The organism is Streptomyces sp. NPDC056296 (genome assembly GCF_042268605.1).
GTDB lineage: Bacteria > Actinomycetota > Actinomycetes > Streptomycetales > Streptomycetaceae > Streptomyces.
Genome location: NZ_JBHJRX010000048.1, coordinates 34,016 through 51,397, shown reverse-complemented (window position 1 = coordinate 51,397; position 17,382 = coordinate 34,016). Strand labels below are relative to the sequence as shown.

2 protein-coding genes (both only partly in view) are annotated in these 17,382 nt (G+C 75.1%); both read left to right on the top strand.

What is annotated here, in order from left to right:
• Window positions 1-9,708 carry the 3' end of an amino acid adenylation domain-containing protein gene (locus ACFCZF_RS30120; protein WP_376674306.1) on the top strand. Its footprint begins 12,444 nt before the window's first position, so the window shows 9,708 of its 22,152 coding nt (coding positions 12,445-22,152); the start codon falls outside the window, past its left edge; it ends in the stop codon at window positions 9,706-9,708.
• Window positions 9,708-17,382, top strand: the 5' portion of a protein-coding gene (locus ACFCZF_RS30115; RefSeq protein ID WP_376674305.1) for an SDR family NAD(P)-dependent oxidoreductase. It continues 6,515 nt past the right edge of the window; only the first 7,675 of its 14,190 coding nucleotides appear in the window; it begins with the start codon at window positions 9,708-9,710; the stop codon falls past the right edge of the window. The genes ACFCZF_RS30120 and ACFCZF_RS30115 overlap by 1 nt, the downstream gene beginning before the upstream one ends.

Sequence of the window (17,382 nt, the reverse complement as noted above, 5' to 3'; positions counted from 1 at the left end):
GTCCAGGGGACTCTGCTCGACGCCCTGGCGCACGCCTACCCGTTCGGGCCGCTGGTCCGCGAGCTCGGCCTGGGCACGGCCGACGGCTCCGCGCCGGTGTTCCGCCACGCCTTCATGTACCAGGACTGGCACGAGGACGTCACGGCGAACACCCCCGGCGTCCGCTACGTCGAGGGCATCCACCAGGAAGGCGAGTACGAGCTCGTCGTGGAGGTCATCGAGCCGCACGCCGCCGAGGACGCGTACACCGTCAAGGCGAAGTACGACCCTGCCCTGTTCGACGCCGCGACCGTGGACCGGCTGCTGCGGCAGTACGCCCACCTCCTGGAGTCGGCCCCGGCCAAGGACCCGCGCCGGTCGCTCGACGACTGCTCGGCGGCCTCGCCGCAGGAGCTCCACACACTCGCGGTGGAGTGGAACGACACCGCCGTCACGCAGCCCGAACGGTGCGTCCACGAGCTGTTCGCCGAGCAGGCGGCCCGCACCCCGGACGCGGTCGCGCTCGTCGCGGGCACCGAGTCCGTGACGTACGCGCGCCTCGACGAGCGCACCCGGGCGCTCGCCGCACGGCTGCGCGCGAACGGCGTGGGGCCGGGCCGCCTCGTGGCCGTGCACCTGGAGCGCTCCGTCGACCTCGTCGTCGCCCTGCTCGCCACGCTGCGCGCCGGGGGCGCCTACATCCCCCTCGACCCGGACTACCCACGCGAGCGGATCGTCCACATCCTCGACGACGCCGCGCCCGCCGTGCTGCTCACCCACACCGCGCTGCGCGCACGGTCCACGGACCTCGACCGGCCCGGCCAACGGCTGCTCGTGCTCGACGACCCCGGCGCCGACCCGGCGGCCGAAGAGCCGGGCGAGGGCGCGGCTCCCGGCGCCGAGGACCCCGCGTACGTCATCTACACCTCCGGCAGCACGGGCCTGCCCAAGGGCGTCGTGGTGCCCCACCGCGCGCTCACCAACTTCCTGTGCGCGATGGCGAAGCAGCCCGGCCTCGGCGCGGCCGACCGGGTCCTCGCGGTGACGACGCACAGCTTCGACATCGCCGCCCTGGAGCTCTTTCTGCCGCTGGTCACCGGCGCCGAGTGCCACCTCAGCGACCCCGCGACCGCGCGCTCCGGCGATCGGCTCGCCGCGCTGATCGCGCGCGTGCGGCCCACCGTGATGCAGGCGACCCCCGCGACGTGGACGATGCTGCTGCACGCGGGCTGGACCAACGCCGAAGGCCTGCGTGTGCTGTGCGGCGGCGAGGCGCTGTCCGCGTCCCTCGCCGAGCGCCTCACCGGACTCGGCGGCGAGGTGTGGAACCTGTTCGGGCCCACAGAGACCACCGTGTGGTCCACGGTCGCCCGCGTCGAGGCGGGCCGCCGCGTCACCATCGGGCACCCCATCGACAACACCCGGATCCACATCCTCGACAAGAGCGGCGCCACGGCCCCCGTCGGCGTGCCCGGCGAGCTGTGCATCGCGGGCGACGGGCTGGCGCTCGGCTACCTCAACAAGCCCGAGCTCACCGCCGAACGGTTCCCCGCCGACCCCTTCGCACCGGGCGGCAGGCTGTATCGCACCGGCGATCTGGCACGGCGCCTCGCGGACGGCGCGATCGAGTGCCTGGGGCGCATCGACTCCCAGGTGAAGGTGCGCGGCTTCCGCGTCGAACCGGGCGAAGTCGAGCACGCCCTGACCCGGCACCCCGCCGTACGCGAGTGCGCCGTCGTCACCAGGGACGAGCCGGCGACCGGCGCCACTCAGCTCGTCGCCTACTGGACCGGAACGGACGCCACCGCGCGCGAGCTGACCGAGCACCTGCGCCGCACCCTGCCCGCGTACACGGTGCCCGCCTTCGTCCTGCCGGTCGAAGGACTGCCGCAGACCCCGAACGGCAAGGTGGACCGGCTCGCCCTGGCGCGCCGGCCGATCACGCTGCCGGACGAGCCCGCGGCGGAGCCGGGCACGGCTCGGCAGCCTGCTGACGGCGCTGTGCTGGAGAGCGACGTCCTCGCCGTGTGGCGGGACGTGCTCGGCGTCGCCGGACTCCGCCCCACCGACGCCTTCCTGGACGCGGGCGGCAACTCCGTCCTCGCGGTGGTGCTCGCCGACCGCGTCGCCGAGCGCTTCGGCGTGCCCTTCACGTCGGCGGACGTCTTCGGCTGCGTCGACGCGGCCGGCACGGCCGCCCGGCTGCGCAAGGACCTCGGCGCGGAGCGCCGGCCGGACGCCGAGGCCCACACCGGCCACGTGCCCCACACCGGCCACGTGCCCCACACCGGCCACGTGCCCCGGGCCGAGCACGCGGCCCCGGCCGCCCCGGAGCTGCCCGCCCCGGAGCTGCCCGCCCCGGAGCTGCCCGCTCACCTCGAAGGCGCCGTCGCCGTCATCGGCGTCTCCGTCGGCCTTCCCGGCGCCGACGACCACCGCGCGTTCTGGCGCAACCTCGTCGCGGGCACGGAGAGCGTGGAGCTGTGCACGGCGGACGAGCTGCGCCGCCTCGGCGTCGACGAGGGCCTGATCCAGGACCCGGCGCACGTGCCGGTCCGCGCGAGCATGCGGGGCAAGGGCCACTTCGACCACGCCTTCTTCCAGGTGTCGGCGCGCGACGCCGAACTGATGGACCCGCAGGCGCGCCAGCTGCTCCAGCACGCCTGGAAGGCCGTCGAGGACGCCGCGTACCTGCCCGATGACATCGCCGACGCGGCGGTGTACATGTCCACCGCCAACTCCCTCTACCAGGCGCCCGTCACGGGCCCCGGCACACGCCGCGACTCGGAGGCCCTCGTCGGCTTCCTCCAGGCCCAGCCCGGCACCGTGCCGACGACCGTGTCGCACCGGCTCGGCCTGCGCGGACCGAGCCTGTTCGTGCACAGCAACTGCTCATCGTCGCTCGCCGGTCTCGCCCTCGCCTGCCAGGGCATCCAGTCGGGCCAGACCACGCACGCCCTGGTCGGCGGCTGCGCGATGTACGGCGAGGAGACCGTCGGCTACCTCTACGAGGAAGGCATGACGCTGTCGCCCGACGGGCACTGCAAGCCGTTCGCGGCGGACGCCCGCGGCATGGTCGGCGGCGAGGGGACCGTCGTCGTCCTCCTGAAGGACGCCCGTGCGGCCGTGCGCGACGGCGACCACATCCACGCGCTGGTGCGCGGCGTCGGCATGAACAACGACGGCGCCCGCAAGGCGGGTTACTACGCGCCCAGCCTCACCGGCCAGAGCGAGCTCATCGCCTCCGTCCTCGACCGCGCGGGGGTGCGCGCCGAGTCCGTCCGCTACCTGGAGGCGCACGGCACCGGTACCGTCATCGGTGACCCCGTCGAGGTGAACGCCGTGTCCGAGGCGTTCCGGAGGCACACACGGGCCACCGGCTTCTGCGGCATCGGCTCGGTGAAGGCCAACCTGGGCCACCTCGACGCGGCGGCGGGCCTCGCGGGCCTCGTCAAGTCCGCCCTCGTCCTGAGCCACCGCACGGTGCCGCCGACCATCAACCACGAGGCGCCCAACCCGCAGATCGACTTCGCGAACTCCCCGTTCCACGTGGTGGACCGGCTCACCCCGCTGCCGCCGTCGGACGAGCCGCTGCGCGCCGCCGTCAGCTCCTTCGGCATCGGCGGCACGAACGTCCACGCCGTCCTCGAAGAGGCCCCGCCGCGCGAGGGCCCCGGAGCGGACCTGCCCGGCCCCCACCTCGTACCCCTGTCGGCGCGGACCCCCGACGCCCTGCGGCGGTACGCCCGTGCCCTGGCCCGGCACCTCACCGACGAGCGGGACGCGCACCTCGCCGACGTCGCCTTCACCTTCCAGGTCGGCCGCACCGCCATGCCCTGCCGGGCGGCGTTCCTGGCCGGGACGGTGGCCGAACTCGTCGCGGCCCTGACGGACTTCGCGGAGCGGGGGCAGGTTTCCGCTCCGGCGCCCGGCGCCCTCGACGTCCTGGACGACGACGACCGGCGCGCCCTCCTCGACCAGTGGCTCGCCGAGCGCAGGCTCGACAAGGCGGCCCGGCTGTGGGAGGCGGGCGAGCCCGTCGACTGGCGGCGGCTGTACGCGGACGGGCCGCGCCCACGGCGCCTGAGCCTGCCCGCCTACCCGTTCGACGAGCGGCACTTCTGGCTGCGCGCGGAGCAGCCGCGCCCGGCGCGGGACGCCACCGCCCCGCACCTGTTCGAGGAGCACTGGGTGGCGCGCGCCGCCGCACCGGTCGCGGACGCCGCCGCCCGGCGCGTGGTCGCGGTCTTCCTGTCCGACCCCGCGGCCCAGGACGCCTACCGGGCCGCGGCGCTCCGGCACGCGCCCGGCACCCGCCTGGTCTTCCTCGCCAGGACCAGCAGCCCGGAGCCGGTCCCGGCGACTGGCACCCCGGAACCGCCCGCGGCCGAACTGCCGGTGTACCGCGTCGACTCCGCCGACGAGCACGCGCTGGCGCGGGTGCTCAACGCCGTCGCCGAGGCCCACGGTTCCGTCGACGCCCTGCACTACCTGTGGCCCACCGAGCGTGCGGACGGCGGGCCGCCGCTGCGCGAACTGGCCGACGTCGGCGTGCTCGTACGGGCCCTCGCCGCCACCCGCCGCCCCGTCCCCGACGCCCTCGTCGCCGGCCACTTCGACGACGCCGTGGAGCAGGCCGCCCTTGACGCCCTGATCGGTTACGAGCGTTCCCTGTCCGGGCCGCTGCCCGGCACCGCGCTGCGCGTCGTGCTGCACGAGGGCGCCGCGCCCGCGGGCCGCTGGGCGGAGTTGCTCCTGACCGAGCAGCACCAGGAGCCGAGGACCGCCGCCCTGTACCGGGGCGGACAGCGGCACGTGTGCGCGGTGCGGAGCCTGCCCGACACCGCCGCACCCGTCGCGGGCGCCCTGCGCGAGGGCGGCACGTACCTGATCACCGGCGCTTTCGGCGGCCTGGGCCGCCGCGTCGCGGAGCACCTGGCCCGCGGCTACCGCGCGAACCTCGTCCTGCTCGGCCGCTCGCCCCTGAGCCCCGCCGATGAGACCTGGGCCGCGGAGCTCGGTGAGCACGGAGGGGCGGTCGTCTGCCGCCGCGCCGACGTCACCGACGAGGACGCCCTCGTCGAGGCACTCAGCACGCTGCCGCCCGCGCTGCGCGCCATCGACGGCGTCGTGCACGCCGCGGGCACGGCGCAGCGGCACGCCGTGACGGACTCGACCCGCGACGCGGCACGGCGCGTCCTCGCCGCCAAGGTGGACGGCACCCTCGCCCTCGAACGGGCCCTCGCCCGCACCCGGGCCGGGCGCTCCGCGGAGTTCGTCTGCCTCTTCTCGTCCAGCTCCGCCACCCTCGGGGACTTCGGCAGCTGCGACTACGCGGTCGCCAACCGCTTCCAGTCGGCGTACGCGCGCGCCCTCGCCGAGCGCGGCGAGCGACGGCTGCTCGCCGTCGCCTGGCCGCTGTGGGAGGACGGCGGCCCGTGCGCCCCCGCCCAGCGCTCGGTCGAGCAACACCCCGTGGACACGTACCTGGGCGCCAGCGGCCAGCGGCCCCTGACCGCCGGCACCGCGCTCGCCGTCCTCGAACGGCTCCTCGTGGAGCGGCCCGGCACGGCCGCACCGCTGGTCCTGCACGCGCCCGCCGAGCAGGCCAGGGCCCTGGCCGAGCGGGCCGTCACGCCCGCGCCGCGCCGCCCGGAACCCGTGGCCGCCGCAGCCGTCGCACCGGACCCGGTCGCCGCTCAGGACCCGGCCCCCACACGCGAGTCGGCCGTGGCGCACGACCGGCGGCGCGCCGCCCTGGCCGACACGGTCCGCGAGGTCGTCGCGCACGTCCTGAAGTCCCCCGTGGACGAGCTCGACGACGACAGCGGCTTCCACGACCTGGGCCTGGACTCCCTCCGCCTCACCCAGCTCGCCCACCGGCTCGCCGAACGCCTCAGCGCGCCGCTCCAGCCGACCGACCTGTACGACCACCCGTCCGTGCGGCGCCTGACCGACCACCTGGTGGACGAGCCGGGCGTCCGACTGCCCGCGACCGCCGAGCCCGTCGCGGCTCCGTCCCGCCCGCGGCCCGCCGCCCCCGAAGCCGGCCGCTCCGGCTCCGGTCCCGGCACGGACGCCATCGCCGTCATCGGCATGAGCGGCATCTTCCCGGGCTGCCGCGACGTGGACGCCTTCTGGGCCGCGCTCGCCGACGGCAAGGACCTCGTCCGCGAGCTGCCGCCCGCCCGCTTCGGCGCGGCGCGGGACGGGGACGAGGGCGCGCCGCGGCCCTACCGGTGGCTGGGCGGCATCGACTGGGCGGACGAATTCGACGCCGCCTTCTTCGAGATCGCCCCCAAGGAGGCGCGCGCCCTCGACCCGCGCCAGCGCCACCTCCTCCAGGAGTGCTGGAAGGCCCTGGAGGACGCCGCCCTCGGCGCGCAGGAGCTGGAGGGCCTCAAGGTCGGCGTGTTCGTCGGCGTGGAGCAGGGCGACTACCAGCTCCTCGACGGGGCGGGCGGCAACCTCACCTCGAACCACGACGGCGTGCTCGCCGCGCGCCTGTCGTACTTCCTCGACCTGAAGGGGCCCGTCCTCGCGGTCAACACCTCCTGCTCGTCGGGCCTGGTGGCCCTGCACCAGGCACGCGCGAGCCTGCTCCAGGGAGAGTGCGACATCGCCGTCGTCGCGGCGGCGAACTTCGTCCTGACCCCGCAGGCCCTCGCAGCCATGAGCGACGCGGGCATGCTGTCGGTCACCGGCAGGTGCGCCACGTTCGACCAGCACGCCGACGGCATGGTCCCCGGCGAGGCGGTCACGGCCCTGGTGCTGCGCCCGCTGGCGGACGCGGAGACAGCGGGCGACCCCGTGCACAGCGTGATCGCGGCCAGCGGCCTCAACCACGACGGCCGGACGAACGGCATCACCGCGCCCTCGGGCGACGCCCAGCGCGAGCTCCTGGAGTCCGTGTACGCGCGCGGCGGCATCGACCCGGCGGACCTCGGCTACGTCGTCACCCACGGCACCGGCACGAAGCTGGGCGACCCCGTCGAGGTCGGCGCCCTGCACGCGGCCTTCGCCCGGCACACCGACGAGCGCGGGTTCTGCGCCCTCACCTCGACCAAGCCCAACGTCGGCCACACCTTCGCCGCCTCCGGCCTGGTCGGCCTGGTCTGTCTGTCCGAGGCGCTGCGCCACCGGGCCATCCCGCCCAGCCTGCACTGCGAGCGCGACAACGAGTACATCGACTGGAGCACGAGCCCCTTCTACGTCAACAAGGCGACGAAGGAGTGGCCCGCCCCCCGGCACGGCCACCGCACCGGCGCGGTCAGCGCGTTCGGCATGAGCGGAACCAACGCCCACGTGGTCGTACGGGAGTACACCGGCCGGCCGGACACGGCCGGCCCGGCCCGGCCCGCCTACCTCCTCCCGGTCTCCGCCAAGACGGACACCGCTCTGGAGGGGATCGTCGACGCCCTGCTCGACCGGATCGCGAGCGGCGCCCTGACGGACACGGACCTGCCCCGACTCAGCGCCACACTCCTCACCGGCCGGCACCACTTCCGGCACCGGTGCGCGCTGGTGGTGGCCTCCCTCGACGAGGCCGCCGCGCTCTGGCGCGCCTGGCGCCGCTCGCGGACCGCCGCGCCCGGCGCGTACTTCGAAGGCGTCGTGCCGCGCGGCTTCACCGCGCGGGTCCAGGACGCCGACCGGCTCCTGGCTGCGGCCGACCGCGCCCGGGACACCGGCCTCGACCCGGCCGCGCGGCGGGAGGCCCTCGTCGAGGTCGCGCACGGCTACGTCGCGGGACACACCGTCCCGACCGCCGTCGCCCGGCCCGACGGCCGCCGCGTCACGCGCCTGCGGCTGCCCGCGTACCCGTTCGCGCGCAGCCGCTACTGGGTGCGCGCCGATCAGCAGGCTCCGACCCCCGCGGTCGTGACCACGGCGGAACAGAGCCCGACCCCCGCTGCTCCGGCACCCGCCGCCCTGGCTGCCCCGGCCTCCCCGCCGGCGCCCCGCAAGCCCGTCGTCCTGCGGGACTTGGCGGACGTACCCCACCGGATCGACACCGCGGACGCCGCACCCGCCGCCGCGAAGCCGCAGGTCTCCCTGGCGCCCCTGGCGCCCGCGTCGCCCCACCCGGAATCGGAGCCCGAGGCCCCATCGGCACGCCCCGTCACGCTCGAGCACGACGTCCTGGAGGACCTCAAGGCGGCGGCCGACCTGGACTTCGGCGGGATGGTCGCGACCCTGAACCGCACCGGCGTGATGGTCGAGCGGCTGATCCCGTACTCCGAGGAGTTCGCGGAGTACGCGGGGAACAGCGGCGCCGAGGCCCTCGACCTGGGCTGTGCGTACGGCGTGGCAAGCATCGCCGCGCTCGAACGCGGGGCGCGGGTGGTGGCGCTCGACATGGAGCAGAAGCACCTGGACATCCTCGGACAGCGCGTCAACGACGAGGCCAGGCAGCGCCTGTCCCTGCGCCGGGGCATGCTGCCCGACGTCGACTTCGAAGCAGGACGGTTCACGGCCGTACACGCCAGCCGCGTGATGCACTTCCTGGCTCCGGACGACTTCCGGCTCACCCTGCGCAAGATGTACGACTGGCTCGCGCCGGGCGGCAAGGCCTTTCTCAGCTCGGACTCGCCGTACTTCGGCTACTGGGCCTCCAAGGCCGCCGACTACGAGGCGCGCAGGGACGCGGGCGACCCGTGGCCCGGCTACATCGACGACGTCGCCGCGCACTTCGAGGCGGCCCACGTCGTCGGCGGTCCGCCGCTGATCAACGCCATCGACCCCGAGGTGTTCCGCAGGGAGTGCGAGGCCGCCGGATTCGTGGTGGAGCGGGCCGGGTTCTTCGGCACCGTGGGCGTGGACCGGGAGGCGTACGGCGCGCCCGCCCCCGACATGGAGCACGTCGGCATCATCGCCCGCAAACCGGACGGGCCGGCCTCTCCGTCCGCCGCCGCGGCCACCTCCGCCGACGGCAACCGGATTCACTACCGGGTGCGCGGCGACGGGCCCACGGCCCTCGTCCTCATCCACGGCCTCGGCTGCGACGCGTCGTACTGGGACCGGCAGCTGGAGCACTTCGCGGACCGCTTCACCGTGGTCGCCCCCGACCTGGCCGGGCACGGCGGATCGGGGAGGTCCCGGCGGCGGTGGACCGTCGAGGCGTTCGCCGAGGACGTGGTGTCCGTCGTCGAGCAGGAGGGCCTCGGCGACGTGATCCTCGTCGGCCACTCCCTCGGCGGGCCCGTGATGGTGGCCGCCGAGCGGCTCCTGGGCGGCCGGGTCCGCGGCCTGATCGGCGTGGACACGCTGCACAACTTCGAGCCCAAGGTGCTGTCGGCCGAGCAACTCGACCGGTTCGTGCGCACGTTCAGCGAGCAGCCGGTCCAGGCGCGGGAGCTGTTCCTCGACGGCGCGCGCGACGACCTCGTCGCCCTGGTCGAGCGCACCCGCGAGGAGACCGGTGCCGCCGTGGTGGACGGCGCGTTCCGCGAGATGCTCACCTACCTCCAGGACGTGCCCAAGCACGTCGACGTACCGCTCGTACTGATCAACTCGACGTCCTGGATGCCGACGAACCTGACCGCGGCGCGTCGGTACGGCGCTGAGGTGGAACTGGTCGACGACGTCGGGCACTTCGTGATGCTCGAAGCGCCCCTCACCTTCAACGCGATCCTGCGCCGCCGTCTTGAGCAGCTGGCGCCGGATGACGCCGCAGGCCGGCACGGCAGCGGGCGACCCGCAGCCACGGTGGAAGGGGCCGATGCCTGATGCCCGCGCCACGTATGAGGATCCACACGAGAAGCGACCTGCATCGGTATCTGCGCGACACGCTCGCCGTCGTCCTTGGAACCGAAGTGGCTCCGAGCCGTGACGACGTCTCCCTCGTGGAGCTGGGTCTCGACTCGTTCGGCTGCGCCCAGTGGCTGCACGAGGTCAACCGAACCGTCGGGCTTTCCCTCACAGTGGCCCAGGTCTGCGGTCACCCCACGTTCCGTACGTTGTCCGCCCTGATCGAGGGCGCCATGGGAGAACAGATGAGTGCCACACCCCCTGGGGCCTCCGCCGCCAGCGGCACGTCCGCGCCGGGGCGCCCGGCCATCGCCGCGCACCTCCGCGAGAGCCTCGCGGCGGAGCTGGAGCTCGTCGCGGCGGACATCGACGACGAGGCGCCCTTCGTGGAGCTGGGACTCGACTCGATCACCGGTGTCACCTGGACCCGCAGGCTGAACACACACTTCCAGCTGTCGCTCTCCGCGACGCAGGTCTACAGCCACCCGACGGTCGACGACCTCGCGGACCACCTCGCCGAGCTGCTCGATGGCGGGGGAGAGGCGCGACCGGCCGCCGCCGTGGCCGGGCCCGAGCCGGAGCCCGAACCCGTGCCGGGGCCCGGCGAATCCGCCCCCGTGCCTCCGGTCGCCGCCGAGTCCGCGCTCGCCGCGGAGTCCGCGCTCGCCGCCTGGCTGCGGGCCAGCCTCGCCAAGGAGCTTGAGCTCGACGCGGCCGAACTGGACGACGAGGCGCCCTTCGTGGAGCTGGGTCTCGACTCGATCTCCGGCGTCACCTGGACCAGGGCCCTCAACACGCACCTTCGGCTCTCGCTGTCCGCGACCACGGTCTACGGGTATCCGACCATCAGCGACCTGGCGCGGTATCTGACGCGGGAGCACGGCGCCGCAGCCCCCGACGCGGGGGCGGCCGCACCGCCCGAGTCCGCACCCGAGGCCGCCGCGACAGGGGTGCCCGAGCCCGCCGCCGAGCCCGATCCCGTCCTGGAGGCCGAGCCCGCCGACGAGTCCGAGCCCGCCGGGGCGGCGGAGCATGAGGCCCTCGCTGAGCCCGCGCCCGCGCGCGTTCCCGGCCTCGTGGACATCGCCGTCATCGGCGTCTCCGGCGCGTTCCCCCAGGCGGAGAACGTCGACGCGTTCTGGCGGAACATCCTCGAAGGCCGCGACTGCGTATCCGAGGTGCCCTCCTCGCGCTGGCCCGTGGAGAAGTTCTACGACGAGCGGCCCGGCGTACCGGGGAAGTCCTCCAGCAAGTGGATGGGCGTCCTGGAGCACGCGGACCGGTTCGACCCGCTCTTCTTCTCCATCTCGCCCGGCGAGGCCGCCGCCATGGACCCCCAGCAGCGCCTCCTGCTCCAGGAGAGCTGGGCTTGCGTGGAAGAGGCGGGCTACGACCCCGACGACCTCTCCGGCACCCGGTGCGGCGTGTTCATCGGCTGCTCCGTGAACGGCTACGGCGCCACGGCCGACGCGACCGGGCTGAGCGCGCACCAGAACCTCGGCACCAACAGCGCCATCCTCGCCAGCCGTGTCTCCTACACCCTGAACCTCAAGGGCCCCTGCCTCTCCATCGACACCTCGTGCTCGTCGTCGCTCGTGGCCATCGCGCAAGCCTGCGACAGCCTCTGTCTCGGCGACAGCGACACCGCGCTCGCGGGCGGCGTCTGGGTCATCCCGGGCCCCGGCGTGCACGTGGCCATGAGCCAGCTGCGGGCCCTGTCGCCCGACGGCCGCTGCTACGCCTTCGACGAGCGCGCCAACGGCTTCGTGCCGGCCGAGGGCGTCGGCGTCCTGCTCCTGAAGCGGCTCGCGGACGCGCAGGCGGACGGCGACCGGATCCACGCCGTCATCAAGGGCTGGGGCGTGAACCAGGACGGCAGGTCCAACGGCATCACCGCCCCGAACGCGGAGGCACAGTCCCGGCTCCAGAAGCACGTGTACGACAAGTTCGGCATCGACCCCGGTGACATCGAGCTCGTCGAGGCGCACGGCACCGGCACCGCACTCGGCGACCCCGTCGAGATCGACGGCCTCGTCGACAGCTTCACCGCGCGCACCGACCGCCGCGGCCACTGTGCCGTCGGCTCCGTGAAGAGCAACATCGGCCACACCGCCTGCGCCGCCGGAGTGGCCGGCGTCCTCAAGGCCGCCCTCGCCCTGGAACACGCGACGCTCCCGCCGACCGCCCAGTACGAGCGCCTCAACCAGCACATCGACCTGGACGGCACGCCCTTCTACGTCAACACCCGGGCGCGCGAGTGGCCGCGCCGGGACCGGCCGCGCCTGGCCGCCGTCAGCTCCTTCGGTTACAGCGGCACGAACGCCCACGTCGTCCTGGCCGAGGCCCCCGAGGTCACCGCGGTGGCCCCGGCGCCCGAACGCGCCGACGGCTCCCGCCTGATCGTCCTCTCCGCCCGCACGGCCGGGCAGCTCCAGGACCGGGCGCGGCAGCTCGCCGAGCACCTCGACGCACACCCCGGCCTGAGCCCGCGCGACCTCAGCCACACACTGGGACGCGGCCGCAAGCACTTCCGCCACCGCCTCGCGTTTGTCGTGGACACCACCGAGCAGGCCGCGGTGCTGCTGCGCGCCTGGCTGGAGAACGGCAGCGCGCCGTCCGCGTACACCGGTGACCACAAGCCCCGGCGCGCCGCGCGGCCGGACGTGCGCGCGGCGCGGGAGGTGACGGACCCGGCCCGGCTGCGGACGCTCGCGCAGGAGTACGCCCAGGGCGCGCCCGTCGCGTTCGAGCTGCTCTTCGCGCCGGACCGGAGCCCGGCCCGGCTCTCCCTGCCCACGTACCCGTTCGCCCAGGACTCCTACTGGCTGTTCGGCGACGCCCCCACGGAGGCCGCCGACGTGCCGGAGGCCGCGGGCGACCTGCTGGCCCTCGAACCGTGCTGGACACCGCTGCCCCTGCCGCCCGCGACCGTGGACGCGGCCGACCGGGTCGTGTGGCTCGTCGGCCCCGGAGCCGGCGCGGCGGCGAGCGCCCTGCGCACCCGGCTGCCCCGCACCGTCGTCGTGCACACGACCGACATGGCCGCGGACCGTCCGCTGGACGCCATGTACGCCCGTCTGACCCGGGACGTACTGGGCGAGCTGCGCACCCGGATCGCCGAGGGGGACGTACCGGACGGCGGACTCGCGCAGATCGTGGTCCTCGGTCATGGCGCCCCGGCCGCCCGGGTGTTGACCGGAGTGTCCGCGCTGCTGCGTACGGCCGCGCTCGAGCATCCGTGGCTGCGGACCCAGCTCCTGGAGCACCTCGACCCCTTCGACGCCGCCGACGACCGGTCGGCGGCCGCGCTCGCCGAAGCCATCGAGGCGAGCGCCCGCGCCCACGCCGAGCAGCACATCCGGGGGCAGGGAGGCCGTCTCTTCGCGCGGCGCCTGACCGAGGCCGCGGCGCCGCCCGCGCGCAAGGCCGCTGCCTCGCCGTGGCGCGACGGCGGTGTGTACCTGATCACCGGAGGCACCGGCGGGCTCGGTCTCCACGTCGCCGGGGAGCTCTCGCGCACCCTGCGCGGCGGCACGGTCGTCCTCGTGGGCCGCTCCGCCGCCGACGTCGCGCGGCCGCGCCTGGCCGCCCTCGCGCCGTCGGGCGTCACCGTCGAGTACCGGCAGGCGGACGTCACCGACCGGGACGCCGTCGACGCGCTCGTCGCGGGAGTCGTCTCCCGCCACGGCGCGCTGCGCGGCGTCGTCCACTGCGCCGGAATCCTCCGCGACGGGTACCTCGCCACCAAGCCCGACGGCGACCTGACCGCCGTCCTGGCGCCCAAGACCACCGGCCTGGTGAACCTCGACGAGGCCACCGCGGACCAGCCCCTCGACCACCTGGTCGTCTTCTCCTCCACGGCGGCCGCGCTCGGCAGCGCCGGCCAGGGCGACTACGCCGCGGCCAACGCGTTCCTCGACACCTACGTCGAGTACCGCGCGGACCTCGCCGACCGCGGCCTCCGCTCCGGCCGTGCCGTGTCCGTCGGCTGGCCGCTGTGGGCCGACGGCGGCATGCGCCTCGACGACGCGGCCCTCGAACGGCTGCGCGGGATCGGCGTGACGCCCCTGCCCACCGGGGCCGGACTGCGCGTCCTGACCGCCGCCCTCGCGGGCGACGCCCGGCACACCCTCCTGCTGTACGGCGACCGCGAACGACTGCTCACCCGTCTGGCCGCACACATCACCACGGAGCGGCAGCCGCTGCTCGCCCCGGCCGCGGAGGCACCCGCCACGGCGGCGCGCCCGAGCCGCGAGGCGTGGGAGCGCACGCTGGCCGCGGTCGTGTCCGAGCAGCTCAAGGTCCCCGTCGAAGAGATCGACGGGGACGGCGAGTTCGGCGAGTACGGTTTCGACTCCATCAGCCTGACCGAACTCGCGCAGCGGCTGAACGACGCCCACGGACTCGGCCTGGCGCCCACCGTCTTCTTCGAGCACACCTCGGTGGGCTCCCTCGCGGCCCACATCGCCGAGCACGCGCCCGCGGCGCCCGGGACGCCCGCCCCGGCCGGCGAGCCCGCCAAGGCCGACGAAGCCGCCCCGGTGGCCGAACTCGCCCCGGTGGCGGCGCCCGCCCCGGTGGCGGCGCCCGGCATCGACGGGATCCGGCAAGCCGTGATCGCGGAGGTGTCCGGGCAGCTGAAGGTCCCCGCCGACGAGATCGAGGGCGACGGCGAGTTCGGCGAGTACGGCTTCGACTCCATCAGCCTGACCGAGCTCGCGAGCCGGCTCGGCGACCGGTTCGGCGTCCACCTGGCACCCACGGTGTTCTTCGAGCACCGGACCGTGGACAGCGTGGCGGCTCACCTCGCGCAGACCGCCCCCGCACCGGCGGCGCCGGTCGCAGAGGGTCCGTCCGGGGAGGCCGCGCCCTCCGCCGGGCCCGGGACCGCCGTGCTCCCGGTCGCCGACCCCGGCGCGCCCGAGCCCATCGCCATCATCGGCATGAGCGGCAGCTTCCCGCAGGCGCCCGACCTGTCCGCCTTCTGGGACAACCTGTACGCGGGCAAGGACTGCGTCACGGAGATACCGGGGGACCGCTGGGACTGGCGCGCCCTGGAGGAGGACCCGGAGATCCCGCGCGGCAAGAAGCCGGTGCGCTGGGGTGGTTTCCTCGACGGCGTCGACCGGTTCGACCCGCTGTTCTTCGGCATCTCGCCCCGCGAGGCACGCACCATGGACCCGCAGCAGCGGCTGCTGCTCACCCATGCCTGGCAGGCGCTCGAAGACGCCGGACACGCGCCCTCCAGCCTGGCCGGAAGCGACACCGCCGTCCTGATCGGCACCGCGCCGAGCGGTTACGGCAGCCTCGTCATGGGTGAGCGGGCGGGAGAGGACGGCTACGCCGCGACCGGCGTCTCCGGCTCCGTGGGCCCCAACCGCGTCAGCTACCTGCTCGACCTGCACGGGCCCAGCGAGCCCGTGGAGACGGCCTGTTCGAGCTCGCTCGTCGCGCTGCACCGCGGTGTCGAGCTGCTCCGCTCGGGCCGCAGCGGCCTCGCGCTCGTCGGCGGCGTCAACACCATCGTCAGCCCCGACCTGCACATCGGCTACAGCCGCGCGGGCATGCTGTGCGAGGACGGCCGCTGTAAGACGTTCTCCGCGCGGGCCGACGGATACGTGCGCGGCGAGGGCGTCGGCGTCCTGGTCCTCAAGCCGCTGGGCCACGCCCGGCGCGACGGCGACCGGATCCTCGGCGTCATCCGCGGCAGCGCCGTCAACCACGGCGGCCGCGCCCACTCGCTCACCGCGCCCAACCCGCGCGCCCAGGCGGACCTCCTCAAGAGCGCCTACCGCGACGCGGCGGTGGACCCGCGCACCGTCACCTACGTCGAGGCGCACGGCACCGGCACCGCACTCGGCGACCCCGTCGAGTTGAACGGCCTCAAGAGCGCCTTCGGCGAGCTGTACGCGGAGACGGCGGGCACGCCCGGCCACCTCGACGCCCCGGCCCGCTGCGGCCTCGGCTCGGTCAAGAGCAACATCGGGCACCTGGAGCTGGCCGCGGGCGTGGCCGGAGTCATCAAGGTGCTGCTCCAGATGCGCCACGCCATCCTGGTCGAGAGCCTGCACTGCGCGGACCTCAACCCGTACCTGGACTTCGCTGACAGCCCGTTCGAGGTCGTGCGCGCGCGGCAGCCGTGGCAGCGACCGCGCGACGCCGATGGCCGGGCACTGCCGCGCCGGGCGGGCGTCAGCTCCTTCGGCTTCGGCGGCGTCAACGCACACGTGGTCATCGAGGAGTACGCCCAGGAACATGACGGCCCCGGCACGGCCGGGCACGGACACGAGCGGCACCACCGCACCGAGGATCACGGGGGACACGCGGCCATGGGATCGCACGCCGACGCGCACACGGGCACCGCGCCCACGGCCGGGGCACCCGCACCGTCCGCGGCGGCGCTGATCCCTCTGTCCGCGCGCACCGGGGAGCAGCTTGTCGCGCGGGCCCGCGCGCTGCGCGACCACCTCAGGGCCGGACACGTCGGCGCCGGACGCCTCGCCGACCTCGCGTTCACGCTCCAGGTGGGCCGCGACGCGATGGAGGAGCGGCTCGCGAGCCGGGTCACCACGCTGGCGGAGCTGGAGCACAGGCTGTCGTCGTTCGTGGCGGACCCGGAGGCCCACAAGGGCTGGCACCGCGGCACGGTGTCCCGCAGGACGGGTGCCGCGTCGGAGACCGGACAGACCCGCGCCCTCGCGCCGGGGGAGTACGACGACGCCCTCGCCCAGTGGGTGGCCGGGCGGCCCCTCGACTGGCGGAGCCTGTACGAGCCGGGGAACCGGCCCGTACGGATCGGACTGCCGACGTACCCGTTCGCCGAGGAGAGCTACTGGGCGGGACGCGGCGCCGCGCCCACCACCGAGCCCTCGGCCGCGCGGCCGGACGGCACACCCCACGGGCACCCGATGCTGCACCCGGCCCCGGACGGCACGCTGACGGCGTACCGCACCGTCTTCGACGGCTCCGAGCCCTTCCTGAAGGACCATCAGGTACGCGGTCTGCGGGTCCTGCCGGGCGCCGCGCACCTGGAGATGGCCCGTGCGGCCGTCGCCCGCGCCACCGGGGCGCGGGGCCGCGTCCGGCTGAGCGACGTGGTGTGGCTGCGGCCCGCCACCTGCCCTGCGGACGGACGCCTAGAGGTGCGCCTCGACCTGACGCCGGAGGGTACGGACACCTTCGCGTACACGCTCCACACCGTGGGCCCCGACGGCGAGCGCACGCTGTCCAGCCAGGGGCGCGCGCACCTGGCCGAGACGCCCGCCGAGCGTCCCGCGCTTTCGCTCGCGGAGCTGCGCGCCGCCTGCGCCGGGGCCGCCTTCACTCCCTCCGACGTGTACGGCCAGTACGACCGCGTGGGCATGGAGTACGGCCCGGCGCAGCGCTCCCTGTCGACCCTCGCCGTCGGCACGGACGGCGCGGGCCGCCCCCAGGCGCTCGCCGAACTGCGGCTGCCCCGTGCGGCGGAGACCACCGACGCCTACGGGCTGCACCCGAGCATCCTCGACGGCGCCCTCCAGGCGACGATCGGCCTGGGGCTCGGCGGGGGCGAGGGCACGGCCCCCGCGCGGCCCGCGCTGCCCTTCGCCCTCCAAGAGGTGGACGTCCTGGCCGCCACCCCGGCCACGGCGTACGCCTGGATCCGCTACCAGG